Source organism: Micromonospora foliorum, assembly GCF_022229015.1.
Lineage (GTDB): Bacteria > Actinomycetota > Actinomycetes > Mycobacteriales > Micromonosporaceae > Micromonospora > Micromonospora foliorum.
This window is the reverse complement of sequence record NZ_JAKKFF010000016.1, coordinates 1-16,598: the sequence shown is the minus strand read 5'-3', so window position 1 is coordinate 16,598 and position 16,598 is coordinate 1. Positions and strand designations below refer to the sequence as shown.

Sequence of the window (16,598 nt, the reverse complement as noted above, 5' to 3'; positions counted from 1 at the left end):
GCCGGTCGCCGCGAAATCCTCTCCACAACCGGGCCGGATGTCCAGTCCTGAGACGGATGCGTCGACGGTCGGGCCGGGGTCGGGGGTCAGTCGGTGGTGGGCAGCAGCAGGTCGACCAGGACCGGGAAGTGGTCGCTGGCGCGGCGGGTCTGCGGAGTGTCCACCACGTCGTAGTCGACCACGGTGATCCGCGGGTCGACGAAGAGCGCGTCGATGCGTCGGCGCGGGTCGGCGCAGGAGTAGGTGAGCCGCTCGGCCCGGTCGGCTGCCACCGCGGCGTCGGTCAACCCGCGCGACACGGTGGCCCAGGCGGGCCCCTCCGGACCCTCGTTGAGGTCCGCCCCGGCCAGCACCGGGCTGGTCGCCGCGTCCAGGCCGCGCTTGAACTCGGCGGCCTGGGAGGGCCGCTCGGCCGGGTCGGTGGACAGGTGCGAGCCGGCGAGGGTGAACCGGGCGTCACCGACCTGGCAGTCGGCGTACGCGGCGCCGCGCAGGTGCCGGCCGGGGGTCAGCGGGAAGCGCTGGCAGCGGGTGCCCCGCACCTGGACCCGCAGGCTGGTCAGCAGCAGGTTGCCCAGGGCGGGCAGCCCACCGGCGGCCACCACCAGGCCGAACGACTCGGCCAACGTGGCGGACTTCTGCCGCCACCGGAACCGGCGCGGCCCCTCCTGCACGATCACCACGTCCGGCGTCGCGGCCCGGACCACCGCCGCCAGCGCGGCGGTGTCGTCCCGCTGGCTGTGGATGTTGTACGAGACCACCCGCAGCGGCACACCCATCCCGGACCGCCTCAGATCCGGCGGGCCAGGTCAGCGGCGCCGATCACCCCGGCGCTGTTGCCCAACTCGGCCGGGAGCACCTCGGCCACCGGCAGGCGACCGCGCTGGGCGAGCGCGTCGAGGTACGAGCGACGGGTGGGGCCGAGCAGCAGGTCACCGGCGTCGATCACACCGCCGCCGACCACCAGGGTCTGCGGGTCGAGGATCTGCGCCATGTCGGCGAGGCTGGTGCCCAGCCACCGGCCGATCTGGGCGAACGCCTCGGCGGAGACCGGGTCGCCGCCCTGCGCGGCGGCGGTCACCATCGGGCCGGTGATCGCCTCGGCCTCACCGCCGGCCAGCTTCAGCAGGGCGGTGGCCCGGTTGGGCTCCTGCCGGGCGCCGGCCCGGGCGAACCGGACCAGGGCGCTGCCGCTGGCGTACTGCTCGATGCAGCCCAGCCGGCCACAGCCGCACTGGTGCCCGTCCGGCACCGCCAGCATGTGACCCAGCTCCGCGGCGATGCCGTGCGCGCCGCGCATCAGGTCGCCACCGAGGACGATGCCGCCGCCCACACCGGTGCCGATGGTGAACATGATCATCGAGTCGTCGGCGTCGCGGGCCGCGCCGTAGCGGAACTCGGCCCACGCGGCGACGTTGCCGTCGTTCTCCACGATCACCGGCAGACCGACGGCCTCGCTGACGTACTCGCGCAGCGGTTCGTCTCGCCAGGCCAGGTTGGGGGCGAAGAGCACCGTCGAACGGCTGGCGTCGATCCAACCGGCCGCGCCGATGCCGACGGCCTCGATGGTCCGCCCGGCAGCCAGCTCGCCGACCAACTCGATGATGACGTCGCGGGTCTTGGCCACGTCATCGGCGGGAGTGTCCCGTCGGGTCTGCACGAGGACCGTGCCGGTGTCGTCCACGACACCGCCGGCCACCTTCGTGCCACCGACGTCGACTCCGATGGTCAGCGTCACCGCTACCGCCCCCCTCTGCTGTGCTGTCCGGCCCCGGGCCCGGCCCAGTGCCGGTCCGGGTCGGAATGTCCCGCGCTCAGGCGCCGTCGCCCGATGCTTCCGCGTCGGCGTCATCGGGCACCCGCGAGGCGGGCACCACGGGACGGGTGGTCGGTGCCGGTACGGTCGCCGACCCGGCCTCGTCGACGGGTGGTACGGCGGCCGGGGCGAGTGGGTCCGCCGTCCGGGTGGCGACCGACCAGACATCCCGCTCCGGCGCCGGCTGAGAATCATGCCCGGTGCGGGTGGCATCGCGCCACACGTGCTCGTCGCCGGTGGCGGTGGACGGGGCGTTCGGGGGTGGCTCGGGGAGCACGTCGTCGGTGCTGGCGGCGGGTGCCGGCGACGGCGGGGCGTGCGGCTCGGCGGCCGGCTCGGCGGGGTTCGGCGCGGACGGTTCCGCCGGGGAGAACGCGCGGAGCAGGCTGGCGACCCCGGCGGCGAGGTCACCGGCGCCGGTCGCGAGACGTTCGGCGAATTCCGGACTCGGGTCCCGCAACGCGGCGATGCCCCGACAGACCGGGCAGACGCAGCATTCGGCCGAACCGGTGGCGAAAGCACCACCGGTGCCGGAGCGGGCGTCCGGGCCCGCGCTGTGACCGAGGACACCGGACAACATCCCGCCCAACGAGCCGAGCGCGCCGCCCGCCGAGCCCGCGGAGGCCAGACGCGCCCCCGCCAGCAGGGTGGCGACCAGCCGCTCCGCCTCTTCCCGGGCCGAACCCGGATCCGTTCCGCCCACCGTCGGCTCCTCTACCGTGCCACCGGACACGTCACTGCGCCGCACCGGTTGCTTCTACCCGGCGCTTGAGCTGCTTCAACGCGGTGTCCATGATCATCTTCTCGGCTTTGCGCCGAAACATCCCGAGCATGCCGACCGACAGGTCGACCTCCAGCGTGTAGGTCACCGTGGTGCTGCCGTCCGGGTTACCCACCAGGTCGTACGAACCACGCTGGGCCTTCTGCATCTTCGAGGGGGCGACCAGGTGCCACTCGATCCGGGACAGGTCCTCGGCGTACTCGTAGGCGAGCACGTAATCGTCGGCCATCACCCCGGCGTCGATGGTGAAGTGCACCTGACTGGCGTAGCCGTCCTCGTACTCCTCGACGACCTCGGCGCGACGCACCGCGTCGGTCCACTCCGGGTAGCGCGCGAAGTCGCAGATGACCGCCGTCACCCGGTCCGGTGCGGCGCCGATGATGATCGACTGGGTGGAGGAGTCCGCCATGGGGGGAGGCTACCCGCCTCCTGGTTGTCCCACCCCGACCGCCCGCCGGGTAGGTTTCGACACATGCCGACGCCACGGCGGCGGCCGCCCGACCAGTGCGAGCACGAAGGAGTGCAGGTGCGCGAGTTCTCCGTCCCGCCGATCGTCACCGTTGGCGACGCGGCCAACCTCACCGACCCGGTCTGGGACAATGCCGAAGTCGCGCCCGACACCGTCCAGTTCGCCCGCCCCACCCCGCGCACCGACGGCACCGTCACCGAATGGACCGAGGTGACCTGCCTCCAGTTCCGTGACGAGGTGGCCGCCGTGGCCCGCGGGCTGATCGCCGCCGGCATCGAGCCCGGTGTCCGGGTCGGGCTGATGAGCCGCACCCGCTACGAGTGGACACTGCTGGACTACGCCATCTGGGCCGTCGGCGCGGTGACCGTGCCGATCTACGAGACGTCCAGCGCCGAGCAGGCCGCGTGGATCCTCGAGGACTCCAACGCCGTCGCCGTCGTGGTGGAGACCGAGGCGCACGCCGCCCTGATCGCCGGTGTCCGGCACCGGCTGCCCGAGCTGGGCCAGGTCTGGCAGATCGACCGCGGCGGAGTCGACGAGCTGGTCACCACCGGCGCCACGGTCGAGCTGGCCGAGGTCGAGCGACGGCGCAAGGCCATCCGCGCCGGCGACCTGGCCACGATCATCTACACCAGCGGCACCACCGGCCGGCCCAAGGGCTGCGTGCTCACCCACCGCAACATGTACGCCGACATCGCCAACGCGGTGCCGGTGCTGCCGAACCTGTTCAACGCCGGCGCGAGCACCCTGCTCTTCCTCCCACTGGCACACGCCTTCGCCCGACTCATCCAGATCGGCGTCGTGCAGGCGCGGGCCACCATGGCGCACTGCGCCGACACCAAGAACCTGGTCGCCGAGCTGCAGGCGTTCCGGCCGACCTTCGTGCTCTCCGTACCCCGGGTCTTCGAGAAGGTCTACAACGCCGCCAAGCAGAAGGCCGACGCGGACGGCAAGGGCGGCGTCTTCGCCCGCGCCGAGCAGGTCGCCATCGCGTACAGCGAGGCCCTGGAGACGCCGGGCGGACCGGGCCTGGCGCTGCGTGCCCAGCACGTGGTCTTCGACCGGCTGGTCTACCGCAAGCTGCGCGCCGCGCTCGGCGGACGGTGCCGGGACGCGATCTCCGGCGGCGCGCCACTCGGCGCCCGGCTCGGCCACTTCTTCCGGGGTGTCGGCGTGACGGTCCTGGAGGGCTACGGCCTCACCGAGACCTCTCCCGCCGCCGCCGCCAACCTGCCCAGCGGCACCCGGATGGGCAGCGTCGGCCGTCCGCTGCCCGGTGTGACCGTGCGGATCGAGGACGACGGCGAGATCCTGATCTCCGGCGAGCTGGTCTTCCAGGGCTACTGGCGCAACGAGACGGCGACCGCCGAGACGATCAGCGCCGACGGCTGGTTCCGCACCGGCGACCTGGGCCAGCTCGACTCCGACGGCTACCTGAGCATCACCGGCCGCAAGAAGGAGCTGATCGTCACCGCCGGCGGCAAGAACGTCGCCCCGGCCGTGCTGGAGGACCTGGTCCGGGCGCACCCGTTGATCAGCCAGTGCGTCGTGGTCGGTGACCGGAAGCCGTTCATCGCGGCGCTGGTCACGGTCGACGAGGAGGCGCTGCCAACCTGGCTGGAGAAGGCCGGGATGCCCCTCGACACCACCGTCGAGCAGCTGCGCGAGCACGAGGGCCTCCGCAAGGAGATCCAGACCGCGATCGACACCGCGAACCAGGCCGTGTCGAAGGCTGAGGCGATCAAGGTGTTCCGGGTCCTGCCCCACGACTTCACCGAGGCGACCGGCGAGCTGACCCCGTCGCTCAAGGTCAAGCGCCAGGTTGTCCACAAGACGTACGCGGCGGAGATCGCCGATATCTACCGAGGCTGACTACCATCCGTCACGTGCCCGCATCCACAGCAACCGCACCGCACCCGCATCCCCTCGCCGCGGCCGCCCGCCTGGTGATGCTGGCGCTGATCGCCATCCTGACCCTGTTCGCCACCCGCGACGTCACCCAGCTGTGGTGGATCGCGCTGCTGGCGGTGGCCGGGCTGCCGTCGCTGCTGGCACCACAGCACCGGCTGGTCGGCCCGCTGAGCCGGGTGGCCGAGGTGGTGGTGCTGGGGCTGGCCGCGAGCCACGTCGCCGCGGTGGCGTCGATCGGCGGCACGGTCGACGGCCTGGGCGCGTCGGCGGTGCTGCCCTACCTGGCGGTCCCGGTGACCGTCACCGCGCTGCGCCGCCGCTTCCGCGAGGGCGCCGCGCTGCTCGTGGTCACCGCCGCCACCCTGCTGGTCAGCGGCGCGCTGACCCGGGTCGACGACGGGTCCCAGCTCGGCCAGCCGGGTTACCTCGCGGTCTGCGCCCAGTGGCTGATCCTGGCGGCGCTGGGGCTCTACGCCGCCGGCACGCTGCACCGGGTGATGGCGGTCCGCGGTGAGGGCAAGCCCCAGCCGTACGCCGAGGCCACCCGACTGCTGACCCAGCTGCGGACGGTGGCCCGGCAGCTGCCCGGGGCGACCCTGGACCCGGGCGGCATCTCCGAGCACCTGCTGGAGGAACTGCGCACGGTGGCCCAGGCGGACCGGGGCGCGGTGCTGTCGGCCAGCGGCGGAGGTCGGCTCGTGGTGCTCGCCCAGGCCGGCGTCGACCGGGTGGACTGGGAGACGACGCTTGACGCGGACTCGGCCATCGCCGACGCCTGGGCCACCCAGCAGGCCACCACGGCCGCCCGGTCGCAGTCCCGCTCGCACCGGGGCGGCGACGTGTCCGCGCTGATCATTCCGCTGGTCGCCGGGGTGCGCACGGTGGGGCTGGTGGTGCTGGAGGCCGACGCCGCGCACGCGTACCCGCCGGCGGTGGTGTCCCGGGTGACCGCGCTGACCCGCCCGGCCGCGCTGCGGCTGGAGGCGGCGCTGCTCTTCGACGAGGTGCGCTCGCTGGCCACCAACGAGGAGCGGCAGCGGTTGGCCCGGGAGATCCACGACGGGGTGGCCCAGGAGCTGGTGATGGTCGGCTACGGCATCGACAACGCCCTGGCCACCGTCTTCGACGACGCCGACGAGACCGCCGAGGCCCTGCGTACGCTGCGCGGCGAGGTGACCCGGGTGATCCAGGAGCTGCGGCTGAGCCTCTTCGAGCTACGCAGCGAGGTGGACCGGCAGGGCGGGTTGGCCGCGGCCATCGCGGAGTACGCGCGCACCGTGGGCGCGTCCGGCGGGCTGCGGGTGCACCTCTCGCTGGACGAGTCCACCGCCCGACTGCCGGCCGCCACCGAGGCCGAGTTGCTGCGCATCGCGCAGGAGGCGGTGACCAACGCGCGCAAGCACGCCGGGGCGTCGAATTTGTGGGTCACGTGTGAGGTCGACCCCCCGTACGCGCAAATAGAAGTGTCGGATGACGGTCAGGGGATGGCTGACCAGCGCCCGGACGGGCGGTACGGTCTTGCGATCATGGCCGAGAGGGCGGAACGTATCCGGGGCCGGTTGGAGATCAGGCCGCGGCAACCCAGCGGCACGACCGTGGCCGTGGTTCTCGGCACCTCGGCCCGGCGCGATAACGTGCGCGGCAGCGCAGCACCAGAAGGGGAGTAACCCGAGGATGACCACAAGTCCGATACCGGCCACCCGTACCAAGGTCCTCCTTGTCGACGATCATGACCTGATTCGCAAGGGTTTGCGGCACGCCTTCGAGCGCGACCGCCAGTTCGAGGTCGTCGGTGAGGCGGCCACGGCGGCGGAAGGGGTACGCCAGGCCGGCGCCTTGCAGCCGGACGTGGTGATCATGGATCTGCGGCTGCCCGACGGCAGCGGCCTGGAGGCCACCCGCGCGCTGCGCAAGTCCAGCGCGTCGATGGGCATCGTGGTGCTGACCATGTACGCCGGCGACGACCAGCTCTTCGGCGCCCTGGAGGCCGGCGCGAGCGCCTTCGTGCCGAAGACCGCCCCGGCCGACGAGGTGGTGGCCGCCGCGCGGCACGCCGCCTCCTCCCCCAGCGCGTTCACCGCGGCCGACCTGGCCGAGGCGATGAAGCGCCGGCTCGCCCCGTCCGGCCCGCAGTTGTCTCCCCGAGAGGGGCAGGTGCTGCGGCTGCTCGCCGACGGGATGAGCGTGGCGGGCATCGCCAAGCAGCTGTTCGTCAGCGAGTCGACGGCGAAGACGCACATCTCCAAGCTCTACGAGAAGCTCGGCGCGGCCAACCGGGCTCAGGCCCTGATGACCGCGCTCCGGCTCGGCCTGCTCGAGGCACCGGACGCGCCGAAGTTCTGACCTGCCTCCCGCTCGTCGAGCGGGACGTCGCGACCGACGGTCCGCGCCAGCTCCGGCCGGCGCGGACCGTCGCGCATCGACCGACGTCGGCGGGCAACCTCCGGCGCGCTATGGTCTGGCGTGCGTGGCGGGTGCACAATACCCGCGCGGGCGGCGATGCTCGTGTCGCGGACTCAAGGGGTGAAACGCATGCAGCGGCCGGACTGGGCACCCGACACCATCGACATCGAGCGCCCGAGCGTCGCGCGGATGTACGACTACTACCTCGGCGGCTCGCACAACTTCGCCGCCGACCGGGCCGCTGCGCAGGCGATGGTCGCCGCGGTGCCCGAGGCGCCGTTGATGGCCCAGGCCAACCGGGCGTTCCTGCGCCGGGCCGTGCACCACCTCGCCGACGCCGGGATCCGGCAGTTCCTGGACATCGGCTCGGGCATCCCGACGGTCGGCAACGTGCACGAGATCGCCCAGCAGCTCGACCCGCAGTCGCGAGTGGTCTATGTGGACGTCGACCCGGTGGCCGTGGCCCACAGCCGCGAGATCCTCGCCGGCAACGAGCAGGCCGCGGTGGTGCAGGAGGACCTGCGCCACCCGGAGGCGATCCTGGCCCATCCGGACGTCCGCAAGCTGCTCGACCTGAGCCAACCGGTGGCCGTGATGGTCGTGGCCGTCCTGCACTTCGTCTCCGACGACGACCGACCGGCGGAGCTGCTGCGGACGCTACGCGACGCGTTGGCGCCCGGCAGCTACCTGGTGCTGTCACAGGCAAGCGACGACGGGCGCAGCGAGGACGAACGCGCCGAGGCGGAGCGGGTCTACCGGCGCACCGACAGCCCGCTGTGGGTGCGCAGCCGCGCCGAGCTGACCGCGCTCTTCGACGGGTTCGAGTTGCTCGACCCCGGCGTGGTCTGGGTGCCGCAGTGGCGACCGGACACTCCGGAGAGCGCGGGGGACGCCGAGCGCGCGGTCTTCATGGGCGGCGTCGGGCGCCTCGGTGGCTGAGTCGCCCCGGGCGACCCCCTACCCGGGGACGTTCGCCCGGGCCTGGGCGAAGGCGGTTTCCGGCACCAGCTACCTACCGATGACCCAGGCCCAGTTGGAGTCTCTGCTGGACCGGCTCACCGGGGAGCTGGCCGGCGCGTTGCTCACCGAGCCGTTCGACCTGCGTGCCGGGCACCGGGTCGGCGCCGAGTTGGTCGCCGCGCACATCGCTTCCGCCGAGGGGCTGGGTCGTACCGTCGAGGTCATCCAGCTCCGCCTGGTGCGCGACCTGGGGTTGGTGGCCGAGGACGTCGAGGACCGGATGGCCCGGCTGCTGGCGGCCGTGGCGACCGGCTACGCCCGCGCGCTGCGCGACCGGACGCTCGACGAGCAGGAGTCCATCCGCCGGGCCGCGATGCGGGCCCGCACCCAGGCCGAGCGGGCGCTGCGGGCCAGCGAGGCCCGGTTCCGGCACCAGGCCACCCACGACCCGCTCACCGGTCTGCCCAACCGGACGTTGTTCACCGAGCGGCTCACCGCCGCGCTCAACGAGCCGGGCCGGGGCGCGCAGCGGGTCGGGGTGTGTTTCCTGGACCTGGACCGGTTCAAGGTGGTCAACGACACCCTGGGGCACCAGATCGGTGACCTGCTGCTGGCCACGGTGGCCGAGCGGTTGCGCAAGGCCATGGGTGAGCACCTGGTGGCCCGGCTCGGTGGCGACGAGTTCGTCATCCTGGTGGAACGCACCAATGGCACCGACGACATGGTCGCGGTGGCCGAGACCGCGCTCGCCGCGGTACGCACACCGGCCCTGGTGGATGGGCACGAGCTGCAGATCTCGGCGAGCATCGGCATCGTCGAGCGCCAGGTGGCCGGGGCCAACCCCACCGACCTGATGCGGGCCGCCGACAGCACCCTGCACTGGGCGAAGTCCGCCGGTGGGGCGCGCTGGGCCCTCTACGACGCCGAGCGCAACCAACGCGAACTGGCCCGCTACGCGCTCTCCGCGGCCATCCCGGCGGCGTTGGAGCGGGGCGAGTTCTACCTCGACTACCAGCCGCTGACCTCCCTGCGCGACGGAAGCCTGGTCGGCGTGGAGGCGCTGGTCCGCTGGCGGCACCCCGAGTTGGGGGTGCTGCGCCCGGACAGCTTCATCGGGTTGGCCGAGGAGACCGGCCTGATCGTCCAGTTGGGCGGGTGGGTGCTGGCCGAGGCGTGCCGCGAGGCCGAGGCGTGGTCGGCCGGGGGTGCCTCCGCGCCGTTCGTCAGCGTCAACCTGGCGGTACGGCAGGTGCACCGGCCCGGCCTGGTGCAGGAGGTCCGCGCGCTGCTGCGGCAGACCGGCCTGCCACCGGAGCGGCTCCAACTGGAGATCACCGAGAGCACGATGATGAGCACCGCCGAGGAGCCGGTACGCGCCCTGCGGGTCCTTGCCGACCTCGGGGTACGCATCGCCATCGACGACTTCGGCACCGGCTACAGCAACCTCGCGTACCTGCGGGACCTGCCGGTGACCGAACTGAAGGTGGCCGGTGAGTTCGTGGCCGGCCTGCGGTCGCCCTCCGTCGGCCGCACCGACGAGCGAATCCTCGCCTCCCTGGTCTCGTTGGCGCACGCGCTGGACCTGACCGTCACGGCCGAAGGGGTGGAGACCGCCGGGCAGGCCGAGCGGCTACGCGCGATCGGCTGCGACGCCGCCCAGGGCTGGCACTTCGGCCGCCCGGCCCCCGCCGATCGCATCCTGGCCCGCATCCGCTGAACCTCCGGGGCCGCTCGCCGGCTGGGGTGCGAGCATGATCGACCACCGCCACGCAAAGATCACGCTCGATCATTGAAGTAGTGGCCTCCCACGCCACCGAGGCCACTAGATCCTGGATCGAGCACGATCTTGCGACGGCTGCTAGGGGAAGATCCCACACCTGCGGTAGACAGCGTCTACGACAGCTGGTAGGCAGTGTCTATGGACGAGACGGGGCTGCGGGCGCGGCTGGTTGCCGCCGGGGTGGACCTGGTGCTGCGCGAGGGCCAGTCGGCGGTGTCGCTGCGGGAGATCGCCCGTCGCGCCGGGGTCTCGCACGGCGCACCGCGCCGCTACTTCCCCACCCACGTCGACCTGCTCTCCGCCATCGCCCGGGAGGGCTTCGCCGACCTCACCGCCCGGGTCGAGCAGACGTTGCGCGACGTCGACGCGGACCCGCGTACCCGATTGACCGCGCTGGCCCGGACGTACCTGGACTTCGCGGCGGCCCACCGCGGCATGTTCGAGCTGATGTTCCGCCACGACCTGCTGGACAGCGGCCGCCTGCGGCTGCGCGAGACGAGCCTGCCGCTGTTCGCCGTCCTGGCCGACCTGGTGGCGCAGACGCGCCGGCCCACCGACGCGCCCGCGGCGGTGCTCGCTGGCGCGCTCTGGGCGAACCTGCACGGCATCGCCCAACTCTGGGCCTGGGGCAGCCTGCCGCTGGCCACCGGCGCCAGCGACGACGACGCCCTGCTGCGCGCCGCGCTGGAGGCCCACCTCGGCCCAGCGCCCGCCTGAGACTCGACCCCGGAGGACACGTGCCCCTGCTGTACGACGTCACCAAGCTGACCGTCGGCACCGCGCTGCGGTTTGGCTGGCGGCCCCGGGTCGAAGGGCTGGAGCATCTGCCCCGACACGGCGGCGCGATCCTCGCCGGCAATCACCTGTCCGTCGCCGACGAGTTGTTCCTCGTCACCTCGACGCCCCGACACGTCACCTTCTGGGCGAAGGTCGAATATTTCAACGGCCGAGGTCCGGGCGGCTGGCTCAACCGGCGGATCGTCGCCGGCATGGGCGCCATCCCGGTCGACCGCACCGACGGCCGGGCCGCCCTGCGCGCCCTCGACGCCGCCATACCGGTGCTGCGCGCCGGCGGCCTGGTCGCCGTCTACCCGGAGGGCACCCGCTCTCCGGACGGGCGGCTCTACCGCGGCCGGGTCGGGATGACCCGGCTGGCCCGCGACGCCGGGGTGCCGATCATCCCGGTCGGCGTGCTCGGCACCGCCGAGGTGCTGCCGGTCGACGCCCGGCTGCCCCGCCGACACCCGGTCACCCTGCGGTTCGGCCCGCCGATCCCGGTCGCCGAACGGATCAACGGGCCGCGCGACATCCGGACGGTCACCGACGAGGTGATGGCGGCGATCCAGAAGCTCACCGGTCAGGAGTACGTGCCGCGCTACGCGCCCACCCGGCAGAGCTGACCGCGGGCGGCGTTCAGCCGGCGAGCAGTGCCGCCATGCGTTCCGCCTGCGCCTCCCAGCGCCACTCCCGTTCCACCCACGCCCGGCCAGCCGCGCCCAGTTGGCGGGCCAGGTCCCGGTCGGCGAGCAGCCGGGCGACCCGGTCGGCGAGCTGGGCGACGTCCCGGCCGCGTACGACGTAGCCGGTCTCCTCCTCCCGGACCGCGTCCGGCGCACCCCCGGAGTCACCGGCCACCACCGGCAGGCCGGTCGCTGATGCCTCCAGGTAGACGATGCCCAGCCCCTCGACGTCGAGGCCACGGTTGCGGGTGCGGCACGGCATCGCGTAGACGTCGCCGGCCGCGTAGTGCGCCGGCAACTCGACCGACGGCACCGTGCCGGTGAACACCACATCCCGTTCCACACCGGTCTGGCGGGCCAGCTTCTCCAGGGTCGCCCGGTACGGCCCGCCACCGACGATCAGCAGCGCCGCGTCGGGCACCCGGCGGCGGATCTCCGGTAGGGCCCGGATCAGTGTGTCCTGACCCTTGCGCGGCACCAGCCGGGACACACAGACCACCACCGGCCGGTCGGTCAACCCGAGCCGAGCCCGGACCTGTTCACCGTCCACGGTCGGGTGGTAGGTGTCCACGTCGACCCCGGGGGCGAGGCGGCGCAGCTCGGTCACCCCGTCCAGCACCCGGGCCAACCGGCTACGGGTGTACTCGCCGAGATAGGTGGTCACGTCCACGCCCCGACCGATGCGCCGCAGCGCCGGCCGGGCGGCCGGCACCGCCGCCCAACCGACCTCGTGGCCGTGGGTCTGCGCCACCACCCGGTGGATGCCGGCCCGCCTCCGCAGGCCGGCCGCGAGCAGCCCCAACGGGGCCGCCGCGCCGAACCACACCGTGTCGCAGTCGTACGCGCGCGCCAACCGGGCAGCCCTGCGGGCGATCAACGGGGTGGGCAGCAGCACCCGGGTGCGCTCCCGGACCACCTCGAACGGCTGGTCGGCGTCGAACTTCGCGGCCCCGCGCCAGCTCGACGCGTAGACGACCACCGAGCCGGCCGGTTGACGGACCGCGAGGTTGTGCACGAAGGACTGGATCCCACCCGGGCGGGGCGGGAAGTCGTTGGTGATCAGCAGTGTGCGGCTCATCGGCCGGCCTCCCGGGCGTACGCGCGGGCGGCGGCCATCCGCTCCACGGTGGACGGGTGCGAGGCCGAATAGAGGTATTCCCAGCGGGGCGGGTCGGGGTCGCCGAGGTTGACCGAGCCGAGCCGGCGCTGCATCGACTCGAAGGACTCCGGGTCGTTGGTGAGGGCGAGGGCGTGCGCGTCGGCCCGCGCCTCCACCCGTCGGGACATCAGCGCCTGGACCGGAGCGGCGACCAGCCCGGCCACCGTGACCAGGGCGACCAGCAGCGGAAACGCGCTCGGTTGGGCCACCGAGTCGACACCGGCCAGCCGCAGCAGTGGCCCCCACGAGCCGAGCAGGTAGAGCGCCACCACGGCCGCCGCGGCACCCAGTGCCCCGGTCAACGTGCCGGCCGCCACGTCGGAATCCTTGGCGTGCCCCAACTCGTGCGCCACGACGGCGGTCACCTCGGCCGGGGTCGCCTCACGCAGCAGCGTGTCGTAGACGACCACCCGTCGGGTCGGCCCGAGACCGGAGACGTACGCGTTGACCGCCCTGGTGCGGCGGGAGGCGTCGGCGACCAGCACGTCACGCACCGGCACCCCGTCGCGGGCGGCCATGCTCATCAACTCGGTGCGCAACGGGCCCTGCTCCATCGGGGTGAACCGGTTGAACACCGGCTCCACCAGCACCGGCAGCACGAACGACAGCAGCACCACCAGCACCGCGGCGCCGGCCGCGCCGAACGCCCACCACCAGCGCGGCGCGAGCCGGATGACCGCGTAGAAGCCGAACAGCGCCACCGCGCCGATCACCGCGCTGACCGCGTACGACTTGAGCAGGTCAACCGCCCAGCCGCTCCAGCCGTTGGTGCTCAACCCGTAGCGGGTGAGCACGCTCTGCCGCCAGGCGGCGAACGGAAGGGTCACCAGATCGGCGACGAGCACCACCGCCAGCCCGCCGAGCACCGCCTGCGCGGCCCAGTGCCCGCCGAACGGCCGGCCCACCAGCTCGACCAGGCGACCGCCCAGCGGGGTCAACCCGAGCGCGAGGGCGATCAGCAGCCCCACGGCGAGCGCGGCATAGCCGCCGGGGCGCAGCGCGGCGCGGAACTCCCGCCCCTTGGCCACCTGCTCGGCCGGCAGGTCACCCAGCGCGGCGAGCTGGTCGGCCCGGGGTGCCGGCGGACGGTGCCACGGGATGAGCAGCGCGGCCAGCACGACCAGCGCGATGGTCAGCCCGGCCAGAGCCAGCAGCGCCCAACCGCGCGGAGTCACCGCGTCACCACCCGGCGGACCCTGCCGCAGTCGCCGAGCGCGCCGTCGACGAGCCCGCCGTCGTGCCGTCGTTCCCCGCTCATCGCGCCGCTCCTCCCGCCGTGACCGCTCATCCTATGGCCCGGGAGAAGCGCGCTTCCGGGCGCGGTGTCGCGCTCAGGCGACTCGGCGAGTGGGACGGCGGCGAGCCGCGCCGGGGCGAGCGGGCGCGGCCAGCACCTCCACGTCGAAGCCGGCCCGAGCGAGCACCTCGATGGCCTCGACCTCGGCGGCGACCAGCCCGGCCGCCGGGGACGTCTCGTCGAACAGGGCGGTCAGCGGGCAGCCGGAGCATCCTCCGGCCCGCTTCGCGCACCCGTCGCAGTCGATGAGCATCAGGCCTCCTGATCGGCTCGCGGTGCACGGGCGACCCCTGTCGTCGCCGACCGAGCACCGTCGGTCACATCGACACTAACCACCGGGTACGACAGGAACCCCGCCCGACCGCCCGTTTCAGTGCTAGATCCACTCCAGATCAGCGAAATCGGGGTATCCCACCCGGCCGGAACGCCCGACATCACGAAACCCCCGACATCAAGGGCTACATTCCGATCGAGCGCAGGAGGGGCATCGTTTGGCCGCCCGGCCACCCGGGCACTGGGCGACGGTGGCCGACCTCGATGCCTCGTCCGTCGTGGACTTCCGGTACTCCCCGCGCCGACACCGCCTCGCCAAGGTCGTCGCTGCGCTGGGCGCCGCGGCTCTCCTGGCCGTCTACGCGGCGCTGTTCGACGAGCCCTGGTGGCAGGCGCTGCTGCGATTCGGTTTGATCGGCGCCGTCGTCGCGCTGACCACCGCTTGGCAACTGCGCCGTCAGCCTCGTCTGCCGCTGCGGTTGACCGACGAAACGCTGCACCTGAGCGGACCGAACGGGACCAGGATCAGCATCGGCTGGGCCAACGTGGCCCGCGCCGAGGTCCGAGGCCGCCTGGAGCCGCGGCTGGTGGTCAGGCCACTCGACCCGCAGCAGACTCGGCCACCCATGCGACCCGGGCAGTGGTCGACTCCCGGACGCGGCCCGTACGAGCTGGTCGTCCGGCTCGTGTGGATGACGCCGGGCCCGGACGCCCTGCGTCGTGAGCTGGCCCGGCGGCTACCGACCACCTGATTTGGCAGCGGCCGACCGGCCGTGGGGGCGAGGTCTCAGCCCTGTGCGTCGAGGTCACGCAGGGCGAAGCGGAGGTGCTGCCACTCCTCGCCGACGATCACGTGAACGCAGTGCAGGACGGACACGATGTGCTCGGGCCACCAGGCGCTCGGCCGAGACTCGGCGAGCAGCTCCGGCGTGACGGTCGCAAGGAAGTCGCGAACCATGGCCTGCCGCTCGGCCCGCACCTGGAGGACCGCCTCGAAGGTCGGCTGCTCGGTGGCGAAGACCGACATGTCGAAGCCGTCCGTCTCGTACTCGACGTGCGACTGACCGAGCGGGTGGAACGGCTGCGGCAGGCGCAGGACCGCCTTGCCCAGCCACGCGTCGGCGGCGAACACGAGGTGGCGCAGTGTCTGCGCGAACGACCACTCCCCATCGATCGAGACGTCGACCGCACCCTCGGGCATGGACACAGCCCGGTCGACCGCCGCCGCCCAGGCCCGTTCGAGCGCCGCCCACGCCACGCGCAGGTCGTCCGGGTCCTTGGCCAGCCGGAGATCGCGCCCGGGGAACCGTCGGTTGAGCTCGGCCTCGACCAGCGGCACGACATCGACGCCGTTGACCAGGAGCGTGCCCTCGGCCAGCCACGGCGCGTCGATGTCCAGACCATCCACGTCGACGCCGCGCATCACCGCGCCGGCCAGCGTGGAGCGGTTGAACCGCGCACCCCGCAGGTCGTTGTCGACGAAGACCTTGACGTCGTCCTGTGCCATTCGCGACTCCCATCCCTCGGCGGTCGCGGCGATGCTAGCGCCCGGGTGGGACAGGCTCGGGCCGACAACGAGACCGTCCGGGCCGACCACGGCGCGTCGGGCTCGCCCAGCCCACGCCCCGGACCGGCCCGTCCACGAGTCGCCCGGGTGCGGTCAGGAGCGGGCGAGTCGCCGCAGCAGCGAGTCCGCGCCCAGCGGGTACGCCCCGTGCCGGCGTACCCCGTCGGCGACCTCGCGGTCCGACGAGACCACGACCACCGGCCGGCCCGACGGCTCGGCGCGGACCAGGCGCCGGATCAGCTCGTCGGCGGTCTCGCCCTTGCGGGAGAAGAGCACCCGTACGCCACGCGGGGCGGGCGGCAGGCCGTGCATCCGCTCGGCGCCGTCGAAGACCACGGTGACCTCGTCGCCGGTCTGCGCGGCGATCCCGCCCAACCCGGTGATGAGGCGTTTGCGCTGCTGCTCCAGGGACATCTCGCCGAAGCCACGCTTGGTGACGTTGTAGCCGTCCACCACGAGGTGCGCCCGGGGCAGGGCGAGCAGCTGGTCGAGCCGGGCCGGGTCGTCGGTGTCGCGGGCGCGGGCGGCGGGGCCGGCCGGGGCGGTGCCCGGCTGCTCGGCGAACGCGTCGGCGACGAAGTCGGCGGGGAGTTTGTCCACCGGGTCGAGCGCCAACTCGCGGCGCAGCCCGACGGCGGCCTGACCGATCGTCTCCAGCAGCAGCCAGAGCCGGGCGTCGTCGACCGAGCGGGACTCCTTGGCGCTGGCCCGCGCCACCCCGG

General features: G+C 73.2%; 17 protein-coding genes. 8 read left to right on the top strand and 9 right to left on the bottom strand.

Annotation, left to right across the window (positions count from 1 at the left end):
- Positions 1-86 precede the first annotated feature (86 nt).
- From PSH25_RS01675 to PSH25_RS01660, 4 genes are all read right to left on the bottom strand, one after another.
- Positions 87-779, bottom strand: coding sequence for an endonuclease/exonuclease/phosphatase family protein (locus PSH25_RS01675; RefSeq protein WP_372492693.1), 693 nt, complete (start codon positions 777-779; stop codon positions 87-89).
- A gap of 11 nt (positions 780-790) precedes the next feature.
- Positions 791-1,738, bottom strand: coding sequence for an ROK family glucokinase (locus PSH25_RS01670; RefSeq protein WP_091407561.1), 948 nt, complete (start codon positions 1,736-1,738; stop codon positions 791-793).
- Positions 1,739-1,814: 76 nt separating this feature from the next.
- A complete protein-coding gene (locus PSH25_RS01665) occupies positions 1,815-2,519 on the bottom strand; it encodes a hypothetical protein (protein WP_238657252.1) in 705 nt (234 codons plus the stop codon).
- Between the two features lie 31 nt (positions 2,520-2,550).
- Positions 2,551-3,006: an SRPBCC family protein gene (locus PSH25_RS01660; protein ID WP_238657251.1), complete on the bottom strand. Its 456-nt coding sequence runs from the start codon at positions 3,004-3,006 to the stop codon at positions 2,551-2,553.
- 117 nt (positions 3,007-3,123) lie between these two features.
- On the opposite strand from PSH25_RS01660, the gene PSH25_RS01655 reads away from it, so the two are divergent.
- The 7 genes from PSH25_RS01655 (at position 3,124) to PSH25_RS01625 (ending at position 11,520) form a co-directional block, all read left to right on the top strand.
- Entirely contained in the window at positions 3,124-4,938 is a 1,815-nt protein-coding gene (locus tag PSH25_RS01655) for an AMP-dependent synthetase/ligase (RefSeq protein ID WP_238657250.1), read from the top strand.
- Between the two features lie 14 nt (positions 4,939-4,952).
- Positions 4,953-6,644: a sensor histidine kinase gene (locus PSH25_RS01650; RefSeq protein ID WP_238657249.1), complete on the top strand. Its 1,692-nt coding sequence runs from the start codon at positions 4,953-4,955 to the stop codon at positions 6,642-6,644.
- A gap of 7 nt (positions 6,645-6,651) precedes the next feature.
- Complete coding sequence (locus PSH25_RS01645) at positions 6,652-7,320, top strand: response regulator transcription factor (RefSeq protein ID WP_030337723.1); 669 nt, start codon at positions 6,652-6,654, stop codon at positions 7,318-7,320.
- A gap of 189 nt (positions 7,321-7,509) precedes the next feature.
- Positions 7,510-8,319 (top strand): SAM-dependent methyltransferase, encoded by an 810-nt coding sequence (locus PSH25_RS01640; protein ID WP_238657248.1) that lies wholly within the window; start codon positions 7,510-7,512, stop codon positions 8,317-8,319.
- 79 nt (positions 8,320-8,398) lie between these two features.
- Entirely contained in the window at positions 8,399-10,057 is a 1,659-nt protein-coding gene (locus PSH25_RS01635) for a putative bifunctional diguanylate cyclase/phosphodiesterase (RefSeq protein WP_238657253.1), read from the top strand.
- Positions 10,058-10,258: 201 nt separating this feature from the next.
- Positions 10,259-10,837: a TetR/AcrR family transcriptional regulator gene (locus tag PSH25_RS01630; RefSeq protein WP_238657247.1), complete on the top strand. Its 579-nt coding sequence runs from the start codon at positions 10,259-10,261 to the stop codon at positions 10,835-10,837.
- A 20-nt stretch (positions 10,838-10,857) separates the two neighbouring features.
- The gene (locus tag PSH25_RS01625) at positions 10,858-11,520 is read left to right on the top strand and encodes a lysophospholipid acyltransferase family protein (protein WP_238657246.1); all 663 of its coding nucleotides are present in this window, start codon (positions 10,858-10,860) and stop codon (positions 11,518-11,520) included.
- Between the two features lie 13 nt (positions 11,521-11,533).
- Here the strand turns inward: PSH25_RS01625 and PSH25_RS01620 are convergent, their stop codons facing one another.
- The 3 genes from PSH25_RS01620 to PSH25_RS01610 form a co-directional block, all read right to left on the bottom strand.
- Positions 11,534-12,658, bottom strand: coding sequence for a glycosyltransferase family 4 protein (locus tag PSH25_RS01620; protein WP_238657245.1), 1,125 nt, complete (start codon positions 12,656-12,658; stop codon positions 11,534-11,536).
- Entirely contained in the window at positions 12,655-13,914 is a 1,260-nt protein-coding gene (locus PSH25_RS01615) for a M48 family metallopeptidase (protein ID WP_238657244.1), read from the bottom strand. The genes PSH25_RS01620 and PSH25_RS01615 overlap by 4 nt, the downstream gene beginning before the upstream one ends.
- Before the next feature lie 156 nt (positions 13,915-14,070).
- Positions 14,071-14,289 (bottom strand): hypothetical protein, encoded by a 219-nt coding sequence (locus PSH25_RS01610; protein ID WP_238657243.1) that lies wholly within the window; start codon positions 14,287-14,289, stop codon positions 14,071-14,073.
- A 271-nt stretch (positions 14,290-14,560) separates the two neighbouring features.
- Here PSH25_RS01610 and PSH25_RS01605 point away from each other — a divergent pair, with 271 nt between their 5' ends.
- On the top strand, positions 14,561-15,061 hold the full coding sequence (locus PSH25_RS01605) for a hypothetical protein (protein WP_238657242.1): 501 nt from the start codon (positions 14,561-14,563) through the stop codon (positions 15,059-15,061).
- Between the two features lie 35 nt (positions 15,062-15,096).
- Here PSH25_RS01605 and PSH25_RS01600 read toward each other — a convergent pair whose 3' ends face one another.
- On the bottom strand, positions 15,097-15,816 hold the full coding sequence (locus PSH25_RS01600) for a DinB family protein (protein ID WP_238657241.1): 720 nt from the start codon (positions 15,814-15,816) through the stop codon (positions 15,097-15,099).
- 153 nt (positions 15,817-15,969) lie between these two features.
- On the bottom strand, positions 15,970-16,598 hold a 629-nt coding region (locus PSH25_RS01595), incomplete at its 5' end, for an NYN domain-containing protein (RefSeq protein ID WP_238657240.1).